A 16,650-nucleotide genomic window follows, 5' to 3' on the forward strand; every position below is an offset into this window, starting at 1 on the left:
CGCCGCGGTGCTCCTGCACCATACGCACCGCTCGCTCGCGGACCTCAGGGGAAAACTTCGTGGACTTGTTCATGGCTCCATTCTCTCAAGAGTGGGAGCCTCCACCGAACCCGGGGCGGTTCAAGGCGGCAAGAGCATTCGTCCATATTGGAGTTGCTCCGAATGTTGGTGCGTGCGGACAGGGTGATTTGTCCTGTCAGCGATGCGGTATACGTCGAAACCATGCAGGCCACCGATCGACAGACGCGTCTGGCTACAGCTTCTTTGCTGGACGAGCTCAGCCAAGGCATTTGTCTTCGGACGGAGTATGAGCGGGTCACCATGGAGTTGGCGGATTTCATGCGATCCCCCTCAGGAGAGGGATCCCTTGTTTCGGATCTCGCCTGGGTGCGGCCAGGAATGGTTTTCGGGGCGAGGACTCCGTCCTCTCCGGCATTTGATGAGCTTGCCAATCGTGCCTTTCAGAAATCCGCCATAGATCACATGTGGGCGGTTTCATTCCGGGACCTCGTTGGCCCAGATGGGGATGGCGATTTGGCGAATGTGATGCAGGCCAGCGCATCAAGGATCAACGAAAAGATGGTGGAGTATGCCCCCACTATTCAAAGCTTTCAGCAGGCATTTGCTGCTGAGGTTTCAGGCGCAATCAAGTTTTTTGACGAGAAGGCTGCCAGGGATTTTCTTGCCAGCCACCTAAGTGAGTTCTCGTTAGATGACGTCGAGAAATGTCAGTCTTCCATGCAAACAATGCTCTTCAACGTCTTCCGGCTGCGCCCAGAGTTGATGGCCAAGCGTGTGCCCTCTCTCTACGTTCACGCCGCTTGCCATGCGGCCGTTCGGTGGGACAAGACCCGAAAACTCGATGGGCATTGGCTGATGGACATTCATCACGCCAGTGCGGCTTGCGGTCATCACCATGCCATGTTCACGGAGAAGCCATTGAGGGTTCTGATGACGAGCGGGCACCTAAGGTTGCATGAGAAGTTCGGCATGCAGGTGATTGCAGAAGGGGGAGAGGCGCTCCGCTACCTCAGTGACCTTCAATCGGCCGAACGGGCTGCCATGTGAAAGGGAAGGCAGGGAGGGCGTTCGCTGACACAAGCGAGGATTGCCGGTCCTTTGCATTGGCGATAGCCTTCGCCCACTTGGTCAACTTCGGAGGTCAACCTTTCCGACCTGACCAGGCGCCGCGGGCGTTGGTGGGGCTGGAAGTTACTCACTCACCACTCTCTCCGCCACATTCCCAGGAGCGGCGAGCAGCCGGACTTGTTTCGTAGCCCCCAAGCAAAACGCCCCGACCGGGGCGTTTCGTCTTCCCGCCATCCAGCAACCCTCACTGGATCCGCGCGATGTTCCCGTTCGCGTCCACCTGCACCAGGTCGCCCTGGCGGATGCCGCTGGCGTCCTTGACCTGGATGTTCTGGTAGCTGCCGTTGCCCATCCGGATGCGCACGAGCCAGCTGGTGTTGCTGCCGGTGTTGTTGCCGATCGCGTGGCCGGCGAAGCCGCCGCCCACGGCGCCGCCCACGGTGGCGAGCTTGCGGCCGTTGCCCTTGCCGACCTGGTTGCCGAGCACGCCGCCGGCGATGGCGCCGATGATCGCGCCGGCGGTGCCGTGGCCGCCGCCCTGGGTGATGTTCTGTTCCACGCTCTGCACGGTGCCGCACTGGTCGCAGCGCAGGTAGATGCCGTCGTTGCGCACGAGCACGCCGTTGCTCTGCGCGGCGGCGGTGCCGCTGGCGGCGAAACCGAGCATGGCGGTGAGGGAGAGGGCGAGCAGGGACTTGGCGTTCATGGGGAATCTCCTGGGGGTGAACGGCGCGGAATCAGTGCGACCGGGCGCAAGTTTATGCCGTGGCTACCCGCATGCGGCGTGAACGGGGTCGCCGGAGGCGGCCGACGTGCCGGGCGTCACTCCGACGGCGCGTCCGCCTCGCCGGCATGCGTGCCCGCCGGCGTGTGCCGCAGCAGCCAGGCCAGCACCGGCGGCGTCACCATCGCGGTGAGCAGGGACATCGCCACGATGATCGCGTAGACGCGGTTGCTGAACACGCCGGCGGCGAGGCCCAGGCTGGCGATCACCACGCCCACCTCGCCGCGCGGCACCATGCCGAAGCCCACGATGGTGGCGCCGCGCCGGCCCAGCGACAGCGCGCCGAGTCCGCCGCCGACCAGCTTGGAAACGATGGCGATCACGGTGACCACCAGCAGCATCCACAGCGCGTCGGCGCTGGCCAGCTCGTGCAGGTCGATCTTGCTGCCGGTGACCACGAAGAAGAACGGGGTGAGCAGGGCCAGCAGCGGCTGGGTCTGCTGTTCCAGCGTGTGCTGCTGGCGGGTTTCCGAGGCGATCATGCCGGCGAGGAAGGCGCCGATGATCGCGGCGAGGCCGAACAGGGTGGAGACGTAGGCCAGGCCCAGGCACAGCGCCAGCGCGATCAGCAGCGGCGACTGTGCATGGCGCGGCTTGTCCAGCCAGCTGGAGTTCCAGCGCATCACCCGCGCGCCGCCCCAGCCGATCACCGCGATGAAGCCCACCGCCTCGCCCAGCACCACCAGCAGGTGGCCGGGCTGGAAGCCTTCGCCGCCCTGCAGCGACACCACCACGCCCAGCAGCAGCATGGCGAGGATGTCGTCGATCACCGCGGCGCCCAGGATCACCTTGCTCTCCGTGCGCTGCAGCGCACCCAGTTCCTGCAGCACGCGCGCGGTGATGCCGGCCGAGGTGGCCACGAAGGCGGCGGCCACGAACATCGACTTGTCCCAGCCGAAGCCGCTGCCGTGCGCCCACAGCGCGCCCATGCCGAACGGCACGATCACGCCGATCACGCCGACCAGGAAGGCCGTCTTGCCGACCTTCTTCAGGTCCTCCAGCCGGGTTTCCAGGCCCACCGAGAACAGCAGCAGCACCACGCCGACCTCGGCGAGCACGTCCAGCGGCGTGCCGGTGGCGACCTGCGCGGGCGCGATCCAGCCCAGCAGCGAGGGACCGACCACGCAGCCGGCGGCGATCTCGCCCACCACGCCGGGCAGCTTCAGCCGCTGCGCGATCTCGCCGCCGACCTGGGCGGCGACGAACACGATGAACAGGGTGAGCAGGATGTCGCTGGCGTGGTGCATGCGGCGCGTCCGGGCGGGGCGGAGATCGCATGCTAACCGTTCGGTGCCGACGACCGACACCGCGCCGCGCCGGATGTCGCTCAGCGCGTGGCGCCCAGCGCTTCGATCGGGCGATCGGGACGCAGGTGGCCGAACACGCGGCTGGCGGCGGCGGTGATCAGGGCCAGCAGCACGACGGTCCAGCGGAACGCGACCACGAAGTCCCCGGGCGCATGCCCGCGCAGCAGTGCCTGCATCAGCAGGGTGGAGAGCGCGATGCCGAAGCTCATCGCCAGGTACTGCACGGTGGAGGCCATCGACGAGGCCATCGAGGCGTGGCGGATGTCCAGGTCGTTGTAGATCAGCGTGTTCATGGTGGTGTACTGCAGGCCGGTGAAGCAGCCGTAGCAGAACGTGAGCAGGGCGATCAGCCAGGCCGGCGTGCCCGGCCCGAACAGCGCGAACGCGGCCAGCAGCAGCGCCACGATCATGGTGTTGCCCAGCAACAGGCGGCGATAGCCGAAGTGCACCAGCACGCGGTTGATCACCCACTTCGCGGCGATCGAGCCCAGCGCCTGCGGCACCATCATCAGGCCCGCCGCCAGCGGCGACCAGCCGCAGCCCACCTGCAGGAACAGCACCAGCAGCAGGAACATGCCGGCGATGCCCAGCCGGGTGGACAGGCCGCCGGCCAGCGCCACCCACACGCTGCGCACGCGCAGCAGCGAGAGATCCGCCACCGGATGCTCCGTGCGCCGGCTGTGCCACACGTAGACCACGCCGAGCAGCAGCGCCATGCCGCCGCAGGCGGCCATTTCCAGCCACGGCACCGGATCGGCGCCTGCCAGCTCGGAGGCGGCGAGCAGCAGCGCCGAGGCGGCGGCGAACAGCAGGAAACCCGTGAGGTCGAAGCGGTTGGCACGGTCCAGCCGGTACTCGGGCATGTCGTGCCGGTTCATCCACACGCCGGCGATCGCCACCGGCACGTTGACCAGGAAGATCAGCCGCCACGAGGTGTATTCCACCAGCGCGCCACCGAGCAGCGGGCCCAGCACCGAACCGAGCAGGCCGAAGGTGGCCACCGTGCTCATCGCGCCCACGAACTCGCGCTTGTCGATGCTGCGTACCAGCACGTAGCGGCCCACCGGCATCAGCGCGGCGCCGCCCACGCCCTGCAGCACGCGCGCCGCCACCAGCTGGGGCAGGGTCTGCGACAGGCCGCACAGCAGCGAGCCCAGGCCGAACAGCACGATCGCGCCGCCGAATACCCGGCGCGTGCCGAAACGGTCGCACAGCCACGGGCTGGCCGGGATCAGGATCGCGAGAGTCAGCACGTAACTGGTCAGCGCGCTGCGCATGCCCAGCGGGGTTTCCTTGAGCGCCTCGGCCATCGCCGGCACCGCCGTGTTGACCACGGTGGAGTCCAGCGCCTGCATGAAGAACGCCGCGGCCACCAGCCACAGCAGGCCGCGATAGCGCTGGCGCGAGGAGAGGGCGGGCTCCGCTTCGGCCGCGGGCGCCGCAGTGACGGCATCGGCGGGGGAAAGGGGGGCGGCGGAGTGCGGTGGCATTGCGCCCATGATAGCTGCTGCGACAGCTTGCTTTCCGTCGCGGTCCTGCGCAAAGTCAGGCTTGTTTCATCGATCGCCACCCCAAGATCGGAGTGGTGACACAACCAGGACCATTGCGCGCCGGGGTGCCCATCGCCCCGGCGCGTGCTTTTGCGCGACCCGCATTGCCTGCGACAGGACCAAGGACCATGAGCCGCAAACCCGCCATCACCATTTCCCGCCTCGACCTGGAACGCATCGAGATCTTGCTCGACCGGCTGCCGCCGGCGCAGGCCGCGGCCCATGCCGCGTTGCGCGAGGAACTGGATCGCGCCACGGTGCTGGAGCCGACGGAGATGCCGCGCAATGTGGTGACGATGAACTCCACCGTGAGCTTCACCGACGAGGAAGGCGGCGCGCCGCTGCAGATGACCCTGGTCTACCCGAACGCGGCCGGCAAGCACGGCACGGTGTCGATCCTCGCGCCGGTCGGCAGCGCGCTGCTGGGGCTGGCGAAGGGCAAGCACATCGACTGGCCGACCCCGGACGCACGCAAGTGCCGCCTCACCGTGCTGTCGATCGACTACCAGCCGGAAGCGGCGGGGGATCTGCACCGCTGAGGGTGCCCGGCGTCATTCCGGCGCAGGCCGGCATCCAGCCGGCTGGCTCGTGCGCAGCACGCAAAACCAGTTTCGTGTGCTTCGCACGCATATTTCACTGGATTCCGGCCTGCGCCGGAATGACGGGCCATCCGCCCCTACGGCTTGAAGTGGTGCACGAAGCCGACCTGGAAGCCGCCCGGCAGCCAGCCGATGATCAGCGACGACTTGCGGCGCGCGGCCCAGATGCCCACGCCCGCGCCCAGCGCGGCGCCGGCCAGCACGTCGGTCTGCCAGTGGCCGCGCGTCTTCATGCGCGCCACCGCGTCGTAGGCCGGCAACAGCGCCAGCGCATAGACCGCGGGGTGGTCGTGGCCGTAGTTCACGATGAACGGCGTCACCGCGGCGGTGATGGCGGTGACCTCGCCGCTGGGGAAGCTCTGCGCGTGGGTACCCTCGAAGAAGCGGTTCGGATCGGACGTCTGCGAAGGGCGCTCGCGCTGGAACGTGTACTTCAAAGCCTGCGCACCGATGCCGGAGATCGCCATCGCGTCCACCGAGCGCCAGAACGTGTCGCCCAGCTCGTCCTGGTCGCCGAAGGCCAGCGCGCCGCCGGCCACCGTCACGATGCTGCCGTACATCAGGATGTTCTGGTTGCCGCGCTTCCAGATGCCGCTGTTGTCGTAATGCAGGCGGTGGTCGATGCCGAGCGGGCCGCCGCTGGCGAAAGCCGTGGTGGACAGCATGAAGAAGGCCAGCAGGCAGGCCGTACCACGCAGTCTGCGCATCGAAATACCCTCCCGGCGGCCAGGCGAGAGACCGCCTCGAACGGACAGCCTGCGCCCGCCAGCTTTTGATTCGCTTATTGCGCGCGCCCGGCGGAGCCGCGTATCGCTAAACTTCGCCCCATGAGCGCATCTCCCGTTCCCGCCGACGCCAAGACCCGTGCCGCCGATTTGCGCGAGCGCATCGAACAGGCCAACTACCGCTACCACGTGCTCGACGAGCCGGAGATCACCGACGCCGAGTACGATCGCCTGATGCGCGAACTGGAGGCGCTGGAAGCGGCGCATCCCGAGCTGGCCACGCCCGATTCGCCCACCCGCAAGGTGGGCGCGCGCGCCAGCGGTGGCTTCGCCGAGGTGAGGCACGCGATGCCGATGCTGTCGCTGTCCAATGCCTTCGAGCAGGCGGGCGAGGACGAACGTACGCGCTTCCACGAGGTGGCCGAGTTCGAGCGGCGCATCGAGCAGACGCTGGATCGCGGCGAGCCGGTGTTCTCGGTCGAGCCCAAGCTGGACGGCCTGGCGATCAGCCTGCGCTACGAGCGCGGCGTGTTCGTGCAGGGCGCCACCCGTGGCGACGGCGAGACCGGCGAGGACGTCACCGCCAACCTGCGCACCGTGCGCGCCATTCCGTTGAAGCTGCGCGGAGCGGGCTGGCCCGGCGTGCTGGAAGTGCGCGGCGAAGTCATCATGCTGCGCAAGGATTTCGAGGCGTTCAACGACTACGCCCGCGCCCACGGCGAGAAGACGCTCGCCAACCCGCGCAACGGCGCGGCCGGCTCGCTGCGCCAGCTCGATCCGGCGGTCACCGCGAGGCGCAAGCTGAGTTTCTTCGCCTACGCGGTGGGCGTGGTGGAGGGCGGCGAACTGCCGCCCACGCATTCGGCCACGCTGCGGCAATTGCGCGAGTGGGGTTTCCCGGTGTCGCCCGAGGTGGGCACGGCACGCGGCTTCGCGGGGCTGGTCGACTACTTCAAGCGCATCGGCGCGAAGCGCGACAGCCTGCCTTACGACATCGACGGCGTGGTCTACAAGCTGGACGACTACGCGGGGCAACGCGCGATGGGCTTCGTGGCGCGCGCGCCGCGCTGGGCGATCGCGCACAAGTTTCCCGCGCAGGAGCAGACCACCACGGTCGAGGCGATCGAGATCCAGATCGGCCGCACCGGCGCCGCCACGCCGGTGGCAAGGCTGGCGCCGGTGCAGGTGGCCGGGGTCACCGTGACCAACGCCACGCTGCACAACGCCGACCAGGTGGCGCGGCTGGACGTACGCGTGGGCGACACCGTGATCGTGCGCCGCGCGGGCGACGTGATCCCCGAGGTGGTGCGCGTGATGCCCGAGCAGCGCCCGCCGCGCACGCAGCCGTGGACGATGCCCGCGCATTGCCCGGTGTGCGGCTCGGCGCTGCTGCGCGAGGAGGGCGAGGCCGCGTACCGCTGTTCCGGCGGCCTGGTCTGCGCGGCGCAGCGCAAGGAGGCGCTGATCCACTTCGCCTCGCGCCGCGCGATGGACATCGACGGCCTCGGCGAGCGCTACGTCGACGCGCTGGTGGACTTCGGCTACGTGCACACGCCGGCCGACCTCTACCGGCTCACGCTGGACGATTTCCTGGAGATGAAGCGCCGCGCCGACGAGCGCGACGGCACCACGCCGGAGACGGTGAAGCAGGGCAAGGTGGCCACCAAGTGGGCGGAGAACCTGCTCGACGGCATCGCGGCCAGCAAGAGCACCACGCTGGCGCGCTTCCTGTTCGGGCTGGGCATCATGCACATCGGCGAGAGCACGGCGAAGACGCTGGCCGCGTGGCTGGGCCGGCTGGAGTTCGTGCGCAGCATGCCGGCGCCGGTGCTGCGCGTGCTGCCCGACATCGGCGGCGAGGTGGCGGCGTCCATCGCCGGCTTCTTCGCGCAGCCGGGCAACCAGCAGGTGGTCGACGCGCTGCTCGCCGCGGGCGTGCATTTCGGCGACGAGGGCGAGCCGTCGTCCAAGCTGCATGAGAAATTGACGTTCTCAAAATTGCTGGAGCTTGCCGCCATCAAGGATGTAGGCGAGGTGGCGGCGAAAATGCTGGCGACACATTACCCGACACTGGACAAGCTGCGCGATGCCGGTGCCACTCACTGGGTCGTTGCCGGCCTTTCAAAGAAAGCTGCCACCAACCTTGAAGCCTTTCTTGCCGAACCCGTGCAACTGGCTTCGCTGCGCGAAGGCGTGGCGGCGATGCAGAAACTGCTGGCGGCCACGCCGCGAACTGTTGCCGATGGATTGCCGCTGGAGGGCCAGACCGTTGTGCTCACTGGCACACTGCCCGCGCTGAGTCGCGATGAAGCCAAAGCCAGACTGGAGGCGTTGGGCGCAAAAGTAGCTGGCAGCGTGTCGAAGAAAACCACTTTCGTGGTGGTGGGCGAAGAAGCAGGCTCCAAACTTGCCAAGGCCAATGAGCTCGGCGTACCTGTGTGGGATCAGACGCAACTCCTGGATTTGCTGTCGCGGCATGAGGGATGAAACGCATGGAACGGATGGAGTTTACGGTCCAAGGTAGCGCAGCGATTCCGTATCGAGTAACGCTGGAAAAGGGTGGAACCAATCTGAACGCCTATTGCACCTGTGCCGCTGGATCAAACGGTCAATATTGCAAGCACAGGTTCCGCATTCTCTCCGGCAACCCAGAGGGCTTGGTCGGGCCTGATCCGGACGGCTTGAGGGTGGCTGTTGATTGGCTTGAAGGCACTGATGTCGAGTCGGCCCTTCGCGACTTGATCGCAGCCGAAGATCACGTGATCGCCGCGAAGAAGGTGCTGACCCAGGCAAAGGACAGGCGCGCCATGGACGTGGCCGAACAAAGTTTCGAAACTTCGAAGATCGAATTGGCCAAAGCCAGAAAGTTACTTGCACAGGCCATGTTGAAGTGACTGCATCCATACTTTTTCATTCGGACACAGGGGCTGCAAAACACGACGCGTTGCGCTTGCGCGCCCGCCTCTACGCCCTGATCCGTGCCTTCTTCGCCGAACGCCACGTGCTGGAAGTGGAAACGCCGATCCTTTCGGCGGCCGGCAACACCGAGCCGAACATCGAGAGCTTCAGCACGCAGTTCAGCGGCCATGTCGACGCCGGCGCGCGCGAACGCTGGCTGCGCACCTCGCCGGAGCATCCGCTGAAGCGCCTGCTCGCCGCGGGCGTGGGCGACTGCTACGAGCTGGGGCGGGTGTTCCGCAACGGCGAGGCGGGCGGGCGGCACAACCCCGAGTTCAGCATGCTGGAGTGGTACCGGGTGGGCTGGGACCATCGCCGCCTGATGCACGAGGTCATCGAGCTGGTGGAGGCGGCGCTGGCGATGCAGAGTCGTCGTGCCGAAGTGCTGATCGAGGGTTACCGCCAGCTGTTCATCGACGAACTGGGCATCGATTCCGCGCATGCTTCGCTGGCCGAGCTGCAGGCGCCGCTGGCCGGCCACGGCATAGCTCCCGAGGGGCTCACCCGCGACGACTGGCTGGACCTGCTGCTCACCCACAGGCTGCAGCCGGTGTTTCCGCGCGACCGCATCACGGTGATCCACGACTACCCGGCCAGCCAGTGCGCGCTGGCCAGGGTGCGTCCCGGCGATCCGCCGCGGGCCGAACGCTTCGAGCTGTACCTCGGCCCGTACGAACTGGCCAACGGCTACCACGAACTCAACGATGCGGCGGAACAGCGCGCCCGCTTCGAGCGCGACAACGCACGCCGCCGCGAGCGCGGCCAGCGCGAGTTGCCGCTGGACGGGCACCTGCTCGCCACGCTCGATGACCTGCCCGATTGCGCCGGGGTGGCGCTGGGCATCGAACGACTGCTGATGTGCCTGGCCGGCACCGACGCGATCGCCGACGTGCTGGCGTTTCCGTTCGCGGAGGCCTGACCATGGCGGCTCCGCTGCTGCGTGGCATCCACCACGTCGCCCTGATCTGCTCGGACTATCCGCGCTCGAAGGCGTTCTACAGCGAGACGCTGGGCCTGCGCATCGTGCGCGAGGTCTACCGCGAGGCGCGGGATTCGTGGAAATGCGACCTGGAAGTCAGCCCAGGCGTGCAGCTGGAGCTGTTCTCCTTTCCCGGCGCGCCGCCGCGCCCCTCCTGGCCGGAGGCGCAGGGGTTGCGCCACCTGGCATTCGCGGTGACGAGGGTGGAAGACGCAGCAGCCAAGCTGGCTGCGCGCGGCGTCGCCTGCGAACCGGTGCGGGTGGACGAGCACACCGGTCGCCGCTTCGCCTTCTTCGCCGATCCGGACGGGCTGCCGATCGAGCTTTACGAGGCTTGAGCGACACGCGGCCGGGAGGCCGCGTGTCGTCGATGCTCAGGCCCGGTCGCCCTTGATGTCGGGCAGGGCGGGGCGGTCGCTCCACAGGTAGCGGTAGATCAGGCCGCCGATGATGCCGCCGACGATGGGCATCACCCAGAAGAACCACAGCTGCCCCACCGCCCAGCCGCCCTGGAACAGGGCCACGCCGGTCGAGCGCGCCGGGTTCACCGAGGTGTTGGTGACCGGAATGCTGATCAGGTGGATCAGGGTCAGCGCGAGGCCGATCGCGATCCCGGCGAAGCCCACCGGCGCGCTCTTGTGGGTGGCGCCCATGATGATGAAGATGAAGAAGCCGGTCATCACGATCTCGCACACCGCCGCGGCGCCCATCGAATAGCCGCCCGGCGAATGCGCGCCGAAGCCGTTCGAGGCGAAGCCGCCGCCGACGGGGTCGAAGCCCGCCTTGCCCGAGGCGATCACGTACAGCACCGCGCCGGCCACGAGGCCGCCGACCACCTGGGCGATGATGTAGGGAATCACTTCCTTCACCGGAAAGCGGCCGCCGGCGGCGAGGCCGCAGGTCACCGCCGGGTTGATGTGGCAGCCGGAGATGTGGCCGATGGCGTAGCACATCGTCAGCAGGGTGAGGCCGAAGGCCAGCGCCACGCCGGCATACCCGATGCCGAATGGATAGCCGTCCGCGCCGGCGACGTGTGCAGCCAGCACCGCGCTGCCGCAGCCCCCCAGTACCAGCCAGAACGTGCCGAAGAACTCGGCGGCCATGCGTTTGCCCAGGTTCATCGAAGACTCCTTCCCGATTGCGTGATGGGACACGAGCGTCGCGGCGTGCGACGCATGCCGGATGACTGGCCGCAGCGGCCAGGGTCGAACGACGTTTCCTCTCCCCTGAAAACGGCGCCGGGCAGGTCGCGCGAGGCTGGCCGACTCGCCCGTGTGGCCCGGCATCCCGCCGGGCACAGCGAGCATACGGGATGCGGGCGGAGTCGCGAAGTGTCGCGTGCTGGGTTATGTTGCCGGACCCTTTCCACCTCGGGCCGCGGTTCCCCCATGAGCGACGCCACGACAATGCCGACACCGGAGATGACAGGCGCGGCAGCGCGCCGCCTGGACCGCCGCGACGCGCGCACCCTGCTGCTGTCCGCGCTGGGCGGCGCGCTGGAGTTCTACGACTTCGTGGTGTTCGTGTTCCTAGCGATGCCGCTGAGCGAGCTCTTCTTCCCGCAGGGGACGACGCCCTGGCTGGCCCAGATCAAGGTCTACGGCATCTTCGCGGCGGGCTATCTCGCGCGGCCGCTGGGCGGCATCGTGATGGCGCATTTCGGCGACCGTTCGGGGCGCAAGCGCATGTTCACGCTCAGCGTGTTCCTGATGGCGCTGCCCACACTGGCGATCGGCCTGCTGCCCACGTACGCGCAGGCCGGCATGCTGGCGCCGCTGCTGCTCCTGCTGCTGCGCATCGTGCAGGGCATCGCGGTGGGCGGCGAGGTGCCGGGCGCCTGGGTGTTCGTCGCCGAGCACGTGCCGGCCGGGCGCGTGGGCTTCGCCTGCGGCAGCCTCACCGCGGGGTTGACCGCGGGCGTCCTGATCGGCTCGCTGCTGGCGGCCTGGCTCAATGCGCGGCTGGCCCCAGCACAATTGCTGGACTGGGGCTGGCGCGTGCCGTTCCTGCTTGGTGGCGTATTCGGTTTCGCCGCGGTGTGGCTGCGCCGCTGGCTCAGCGAGACGCCGGTGTTCGCGGAGATGCGCGAGCGCAAGCAGCTCAGCCGCGAACTGCCACTTCGCGTGGTGCTGGCCGGACACCGGGCTGGCGTCGCGGTATCGATGCTGGTGACGTGGATGCTGACCGCCGCCATCGTTGTGTTGATCCTGATGCTGCCCACGCTGGCACCGAAGGGTTTCGGCATTCCACCCAAGCTGGCCTTCTTCGGCAATGCACTGGCGGCCTGCGCGCTCACCGTTGGCTGCATATTCTACGGCTGGCTGGTCGACCGTTTCGGTGCGCTGCGCACCCTGCTGGCCGGTTCGCTGCTGCTGATCGCCGGCAACTGGGCGCTGTTCGCCGACCTTGCCATGGGTGGCGCGCATTTCCTGCCGTTGTACGCGTTGGTCGGCCTGCTGGTGGGCGTGACCGGCGTGGTGCCGGTGGTGATGGTGCAGGCCTTCCCGCCGCCGGTGCGCTTCTCCGGCCTGTCGTTCTCGTACAACGTGGCCTACGCCGTGTTCGGTGCCGGCACCGCCGCGATGATCGGCTGGCTGGCCGTGCATGCGGGGCGCATGGCGCCGGCGTGGTACGTGACGATCACGACGCTGGTGAGCACGGGCGTGAGCGCGTGGCTGCTGCTGCGCCGAAGGGCAGCCTAGAACTCCAGCTCCTGCGTGGCGCACAGGTAGTCCACCATCGGCGCCACGCGCTTGAAGCAGGCCACCGTCCACGGCAGCAGTTCGGTGGAGCAGGCCAGCGCCTCGTCGAAGCCTTCGCCGCAGGCGTAGTCCTTGCGCTTCAGGTCCTCGATCAGCTCGTGGTTGGGGTCGTAGCCGTGCGGCGGCCGCTTCAGCGACTCGCCCCAGAATTGCAGGTGCTCGCGGAAGGTCGGGCTCTGCGTGGCCTTCTTCCACGTGGCCGGGTTGTCGGCGAGGAAGGCGCGGATCTTCTTCAGCGCGTCGGGCTCGGGGTGCCACATGCCGCCGCCGGCGAAGCAGTCGCCGGGCTGGATGTGCATGTAGAACGAGGGCGCCGGGATCTCGTGGCGGCGCTCGTGGAAGAAGCGCGCGCCTTGCCAGGGCTTGTACGGCAGCTTGTTGTTGGAGAAGCGGGTGTCGCGGAAGATGCGGAACAGCGAGCCGCCGTTCTTGCGCGGGTCGGCGCGGTAGTGCGGGCTGATCTTCGCCAGCGGCGCCTGCAGGTCGGTGATGAGCTGCAGGAACGGCTCCCGCACGTGGCGCTCATAGTCGTTCTTGTGGGCCTGGAACCATTCGCGGCTGTTGTTGCGGTCGAGCGCGCGCAGGAACTTGAAGGTGGCGGGGGTGAAATAGGCGTGGGGCATGGTGGACTCGGTCAGGCCAGCTCGGCGGCCAGCTGTTCGCCCCAGGCCTGCAGCTGGTCCAGCAGGGGCAGCTTGTCCTGCCGTGCAGGATCGGCGCGCAGGGCGGCCAGCGTGGCGAAGTAGTCGTCGAAGGTGAGGGTGGTGAGCGGCGTCTCGCGGGTGAGCCGGCGGCGGCGGAAGGCTTCCCAGCGTTCGTGTTCGGCGGCGTCCAGGGTTTCCGGCCAGTTGCGGGCGCGGTAGCGGAACAGCAGCTCGGCATAGCGCGGATCGCGGAACGGGAAGGCGCGCGTGGCCAGCTGTTCCGGCGGCGTGGCGCGCACTTCGCGCAGCAGGCGCTTGTCGGCATCGGGCAGGAAGCCGCTGTAGAGCGCCAGCTCGGGATCGTCCGGCGGCGGCAGCTCGGCGGCGCGGGCGAATACGCGGGCGAGCCTGGCCGCCAGGCCATCGGCGGCGGCGAGGCGGTCGCGGTGGGCGAGGCAGCGCTCGGGATCGAGCTGCAGGCGTTGCAGGTCGACGCCCTTCAGCACGGAGAGCGGCGCCAGCGCGGGCGCGCGGTTGGCGCGCACGGTGCGCAACGGAACGCGTTCGACGTCTTCGGGCAGGTCGGCGCGGGCGGTGAACACGCGGTCGGCGATTTCGTCCTCGTCGAGCTGCAGCCACTCGGCCGGGTCGCTGGCGAGGTCGCAGACGATCACCTCGCCGGGACGGCTGGGATGCAGCGCCAGCGGCGCGATCAGGGCGAGGCAGTGGCGGCTGGACGGGTAGCGCGAGGACACGTGCACCAGCGGCGTCATGCCGGCCACGTCGAGCAGCTCGAACACGCGCTGCTTGCGGCGCAGCGCGTAGTGCCAGTCCCACAGCCGCGGCTGGCGCACGCGGATCAGCTTGGCGAGGTCGATCAGCGCATGCACGTCGGACAGCGCATCGTGCGCGCGTTCCTGCTGCAGGCGGTTGGCGGCGGCGAGCTGCTCCAGCCTGAAGCTGGGCGTGCCGTCCTCGCGGGTTGGCCAGACGATGCCTTCGGGGCGCAGCGCCTCGCACATGCGGGCGAGGTCGATCAGGTCCCAGCGCGAATTGCCGTTCTCCCACTCGCGGCCGTAGGGCTCGTAGAAGTTGCGGTAGAGCAGCTGCCGCGTCACCTCGTCGTCGAAGCGCAGCGAGTTGTAGCCCACGCCGCAGGTCCCGGGCTGTGCGAGCTGTTCGTGCACGCGGGCAGCGAACTCGGCCTCGCCGACGCCTTCGCGTTCCGCCTGTTGCGGCGTGATGCCGGTGATCAGGCAGGCCTCGGGCCGGGGCAGGCTGTCGCGCGGCGGCTGGCCGAAGAACATCACCGGCTCGCCGACGATTTCCAGTTCCATGTTGGTGCGGATACCGGCGAACTGCACCGGGCGGTCGCGCCGGGTGTCGGCGCCGAAGGTTTCGTAGTCGTGCCAGAGGAAGGTCTGCATGGGGCCCGATGATCGCATGTGGATGCTCTGATTGGCCCCAGCGCAGGCGTCATGATGTCCAGAAGGTTCGCAGATTGTCGTGCGTGGCGCCGCCAAGGCTGGCCGCCTGGACAAGACGCGCGCGGCGATATGCGGGCCTTCTGGGCATCACCCGCCATTTGAATTCAAAAGTGGGGCCGGCCTGTCTGCCCGCATCCCTTCGGTGCGCCGTCTCGACAGACGGCCAGTCTGCCTTCAACGACGCACCTGTGGCCTGCGGGCAGACAGACCGGTGACGCCTGCGCTGGGGCCAATCAGAGCATCCCTTGATAGACTGCGCGGCCAGGAGGGCCCATGAGCCAAGCCAACGACGACAACCTGATCTGGATCGACCTGGAGATGACCGGCCTCGACACCGATGCCGATTCGATCCTGGAAATCGCCACCATCGTCACCGACAAGGATCTCAACGTCCTGGCCGAGGGCCCGGTGTTCGCGATCCGCCACGAGCTGGACCGGCTGGAGGCGATGGACGCCTGGAACCGCAACCAGCACGGCAAGTCGGGCCTGTGGCAGCAGGTGCTCAATGCCGGCGCGGATCATGCCGCCGCCGAGCAGGCCACGCTGAACTTCCTGCGCGACTGGGTGCCGGCAGGCAAGTCGCCGATGTGCGGCAACTCGATCTGCCAGGACCGCCGTTTCCTGCATCGGCAGATGCCGCGGCTGGAGCGCTTCTTCCATTACCGCAACCTCGACGTGTCCACGCTGAAGGAACTGGCGCGGCGCTGGGCGCCGGCGATCGGCAAGGGCTTCGGCAAGGAGTCCGCGCATACCGCGCTGTCGGATATCCGCGATTCCATCGAGGAGTTGCGCTACTACCGCCGCCACATGGGTGCGCTGGGTGGGCAGGAGCCGGCATGAACGCGCTCGATGCCATGTTCGCGCCCGTGCTCGACTGCGCCGGCCGCCGGCTGGTGCTGGATCGCCCGCGCGTGGCCGGCATCATCAACGTCACGCCCGACTCGTTTTCCGACGGCGGCGAGCACGCCACCACGGAGGCGGCCGTGGCGCACGGGCTCGCGCTCGCGGAGCAGGGCGCCGACATGCTCGACGTGGGCGGTGAATCCACCCGCCCGGGCGCGGACGACGTGGCGCCGGAGGAAGAGCTGCGCCGGGTGATCCCGGTGATCGAGCAACTGGTCGCGCGCACCGCGCTGCCGATCGCCGTCGACACCTCCAAGCCGGAGGTGATGCGCGCCGCGGTGGCCGCGGGCGCCGGCATGATCAACGACGTGTACGCGCTGCGCCGCGAGGGCGCGCTGGACGTCGCGGCGGAACTCGGCGTGCCGCTGTGCCTGATGCACATGCAGGGCGAGCCGCGCGGCATGCAGGACGATCCGCATTACGACGACGTGGTGGGCGAGGTGCATCGCTTCCTCGCCGACCGCCTGTTCGCCTGCGAGCTGGCCGGCATCGACAGGCGCAGGGTGATGGTCGATCCGGGCTTCGGCTTCGGCAAGAACCTCGAGCACAACCTGGCCCTGCTGCGCGCGCTGGAACGCTTCGCGGACCTGGGTGGCGGCGTGTACGCCGGGCTGTCGCGCAAGTCGATGATCGGCACGCTGACCGGTCGCAAGACCCCCTCCGAGCGTGCTGCGGGCTCCGTCGCCGCCGCGTTGATCGCGGTTCAGCGCGGCGCGCGCATGGTGCGCGTGCACGACGTGGCCGCGACCGTGGATGCGCTGGCGGTGTGGCGGGGCGTGCACGCGGGCGACGAGGCGCCGCGTCGCGATCCGAAGCCGGCGGCACCCCGCTGGCCGGACGACGATTGAAAGAGTAGCGACGGG

At 68.4% G+C, this 16,650-nt stretch carries 16 protein-coding genes; 9 read left to right on the top strand and 7 right to left on the bottom strand.

All coding sequences use genetic code 11. The features are described from left to right. Positions 1–162 precede the first annotated feature (162 nt). Entirely contained in the window at positions 163–1,068 is a 906-nt protein-coding gene (locus ABQJ56_RS15515; protein WP_367845927.1) for a hypothetical protein, read from the top strand. Between the two features lie 265 nt (positions 1,069–1,333). Here the strand turns inward: ABQJ56_RS15515 and ABQJ56_RS15520 are convergent, their stop codons facing one another. The 3 genes from ABQJ56_RS15520 to ABQJ56_RS15530 all read right to left on the bottom strand — a co-directional run bounded on the left by ABQJ56_RS15520 (position 1,334) and on the right by ABQJ56_RS15530 (position 4,670). Beyond that, on the bottom strand, positions 1,334–1,795 hold the full coding sequence (locus tag ABQJ56_RS15520) for a glycine zipper 2TM domain-containing protein (protein ID WP_367845928.1): 462 nt from the start codon (positions 1,793–1,795) through the stop codon (positions 1,334–1,336). A gap of 116 nt (positions 1,796–1,911) precedes the next feature. Next, positions 1,912–3,120 (bottom strand): cation:proton antiporter, encoded by a 1,209-nt coding sequence (locus ABQJ56_RS15525; RefSeq protein ID WP_367845929.1) that lies wholly within the window; start codon positions 3,118–3,120, stop codon positions 1,912–1,914. 80 nt (positions 3,121–3,200) lie between these two features. After that, positions 3,201–4,670 carry an MFS transporter gene (locus ABQJ56_RS15530; RefSeq protein WP_437343444.1) on the bottom strand — a complete coding sequence of 490 codons (1,470 nt, stop codon included), beginning with the start codon at positions 4,668–4,670 and terminating at the stop codon, positions 3,201–3,203. A 188-nt stretch (positions 4,671–4,858) separates the two neighbouring features. On the opposite strand from ABQJ56_RS15530, the gene rnk reads away from it, so the two are divergent. After that, positions 4,859–5,269, top strand: a complete 411-nt coding sequence (gene rnk / locus ABQJ56_RS15535; RefSeq protein ID WP_367845931.1) for a nucleoside diphosphate kinase regulator — start codon at positions 4,859–4,861, stop codon at positions 5,267–5,269. 137 nt (positions 5,270–5,406) lie between these two features. Here rnk and ABQJ56_RS15540 read toward each other — a convergent pair whose 3' ends face one another. Then, positions 5,407–6,036: a phosphatase PAP2 family protein gene (locus ABQJ56_RS15540; protein ID WP_367845932.1), complete on the bottom strand. Its 630-nt coding sequence runs from the start codon at positions 6,034–6,036 to the stop codon at positions 5,407–5,409. A gap of 120 nt (positions 6,037–6,156) precedes the next feature. Here ABQJ56_RS15540 and ligA point away from each other — a divergent pair, with 120 nt between their 5' ends. The 4 genes from ligA to gloA2 are packed head-to-tail and all read left to right on the top strand — an operon-like array spanning position 6,157 to position 10,329. Beyond that, the gene (gene ligA, locus ABQJ56_RS15545) at positions 6,157–8,541 is read left to right on the top strand and encodes an NAD-dependent DNA ligase LigA (protein WP_367845933.1); all 2,385 of its coding nucleotides are present in this window, start codon (positions 6,157–6,159) and stop codon (positions 8,539–8,541) included. Between the two features lie 5 nt (positions 8,542–8,546). Beyond that, on the top strand, positions 8,547–8,948 hold the full coding sequence (locus ABQJ56_RS15550; RefSeq protein ID WP_367845934.1) for an SWIM zinc finger family protein: 402 nt from the start codon (positions 8,547–8,549) through the stop codon (positions 8,946–8,948). An 8-nt stretch (positions 8,949–8,956) separates the two neighbouring features. After that, positions 8,957–9,931 (top strand): EF-P lysine aminoacylase EpmA, encoded by a 975-nt coding sequence (gene epmA, locus ABQJ56_RS15555; RefSeq protein WP_367845977.1) that lies wholly within the window; start codon positions 8,957–8,959, stop codon positions 9,929–9,931. Between the two features lie 2 nt (positions 9,932–9,933). Continuing rightward, positions 9,934–10,329 (top strand): SMU1112c/YaeR family gloxylase I-like metalloprotein, encoded by a 396-nt coding sequence (gene gloA2, locus ABQJ56_RS15560; RefSeq protein ID WP_367845935.1) that lies wholly within the window; start codon positions 9,934–9,936, stop codon positions 10,327–10,329. 36 nt (positions 10,330–10,365) lie between these two features. Here gloA2 and aqpZ read toward each other — a convergent pair whose 3' ends face one another. Continuing rightward, a complete protein-coding gene (gene aqpZ / locus ABQJ56_RS15565) occupies positions 10,366–11,112 on the bottom strand; it encodes an aquaporin Z (protein WP_367845936.1) in 747 nt (248 codons plus the stop codon). Positions 11,113–11,379: 267 nt separating this feature from the next. On the opposite strand from aqpZ, the gene ABQJ56_RS15570 reads away from it, so the two are divergent. Next, on the top strand, positions 11,380–12,693 hold the full coding sequence (locus ABQJ56_RS15570) for an MFS transporter (RefSeq protein WP_367845937.1): 1,314 nt from the start codon (positions 11,380–11,382) through the stop codon (positions 12,691–12,693). Here the strand turns inward: ABQJ56_RS15570 and ABQJ56_RS15575 are convergent. Together ABQJ56_RS15575 and sbcB are read right to left on the bottom strand one after the other, a co-directional pair. Continuing rightward, complete coding sequence (locus ABQJ56_RS15575) at positions 12,690–13,376, bottom strand: DUF2461 domain-containing protein (protein ID WP_367845938.1); 687 nt, start codon at positions 13,374–13,376, stop codon at positions 12,690–12,692. The two genes, ABQJ56_RS15570 and ABQJ56_RS15575, sit on opposite strands and share 4 nt — an antisense overlap. A gap of 11 nt (positions 13,377–13,387) precedes the next feature. Next, entirely contained in the window at positions 13,388–14,824 is a 1,437-nt protein-coding gene (sbcB, locus tag ABQJ56_RS15580; protein ID WP_367845939.1) for an exodeoxyribonuclease I, read from the bottom strand. A 333-nt stretch (positions 14,825–15,157) separates the two neighbouring features. On the opposite strand from sbcB, the gene orn reads away from it, so the two are divergent. Then, on the top strand, positions 15,158–15,724 hold the full coding sequence (gene orn, locus ABQJ56_RS15585) for an oligoribonuclease (protein ID WP_367845940.1): 567 nt from the start codon (positions 15,158–15,160) through the stop codon (positions 15,722–15,724). Next, positions 15,721–16,635, top strand: coding sequence for a dihydropteroate synthase (gene folP, locus ABQJ56_RS15590; protein ID WP_437343442.1), 915 nt, complete (start codon positions 15,721–15,723; stop codon positions 16,633–16,635). Before orn ends, folP begins: the two co-directional genes overlap by 4 nt. Positions 16,636–16,650: the final 15 nt, after the last annotated feature.

This window comes from Rhodanobacter geophilus, from assembly GCF_040812275.1.
Classification (GTDB): domain Bacteria; phylum Pseudomonadota; class Gammaproteobacteria; order Xanthomonadales; family Rhodanobacteraceae; genus Rhodanobacter_A; species Rhodanobacter_A geophilus.

Excerpts from the sequence above, each read along its gene's own strand:
- rnk (WP_367845931.1), top strand. The coding sequence starts at position 4,859 with ATGAGCCGCAAACCCGCCATCACCATTTCCCGCCTCGACCTGGAACGC.
- folP (WP_437343442.1), top strand. The coding sequence starts at position 15,721 with ATGAACGCGCTCGATGCCATGTTCGCGCCCGTGCTCGACTGCGCCGGC.
- orn (WP_367845940.1), top strand. The coding sequence starts at position 15,158 with ATGAGCCAAGCCAACGACGACAACCTGATCTGGATCGACCTGGAGATG.
- ABQJ56_RS15530 (WP_437343444.1), bottom strand. The coding sequence starts at position 4,670 with ATGCCACCGCACTCCGCCGCCCCCCTTTCCCCCGCCGATGCCGTCACT.
- ABQJ56_RS15550 (WP_367845934.1), top strand. The coding sequence starts at position 8,547 with ATGGAACGGATGGAGTTTACGGTCCAAGGTAGCGCAGCGATTCCGTAT.
- ABQJ56_RS15570 (WP_367845937.1), top strand. The coding sequence starts at position 11,380 with ATGAGCGACGCCACGACAATGCCGACACCGGAGATGACAGGCGCGGCA.
- ligA (WP_367845933.1), top strand. The coding sequence starts at position 6,157 with ATGAGCGCATCTCCCGTTCCCGCCGACGCCAAGACCCGTGCCGCCGAT.
- ABQJ56_RS15575 (WP_367845938.1), bottom strand. The coding sequence starts at position 13,376 with ATGCCCCACGCCTATTTCACCCCCGCCACCTTCAAGTTCCTGCGCGCG.
- ABQJ56_RS15525 (WP_367845929.1), bottom strand. The coding sequence starts at position 3,120 with ATGCACCACGCCAGCGACATCCTGCTCACCCTGTTCATCGTGTTCGTC.
- gloA2 (WP_367845935.1), top strand. The coding sequence starts at position 9,934 with ATGGCGGCTCCGCTGCTGCGTGGCATCCACCACGTCGCCCTGATCTGC.
- aqpZ (WP_367845936.1), bottom strand. The coding sequence starts at position 11,112 with ATGAACCTGGGCAAACGCATGGCCGCCGAGTTCTTCGGCACGTTCTGG.
- ABQJ56_RS15520 (WP_367845928.1), bottom strand. The coding sequence starts at position 1,795 with ATGAACGCCAAGTCCCTGCTCGCCCTCTCCCTCACCGCCATGCTCGGT.
- ABQJ56_RS15515 (WP_367845927.1), top strand. The coding sequence starts at position 163 with ATGTTGGTGCGTGCGGACAGGGTGATTTGTCCTGTCAGCGATGCGGTA.
- sbcB (WP_367845939.1), bottom strand. The coding sequence starts at position 14,824 with ATGCAGACCTTCCTCTGGCACGACTACGAAACCTTCGGCGCCGACACC.
- ABQJ56_RS15540 (WP_367845932.1), bottom strand. The coding sequence starts at position 6,036 with ATGCGCAGACTGCGTGGTACGGCCTGCCTGCTGGCCTTCTTCATGCTG.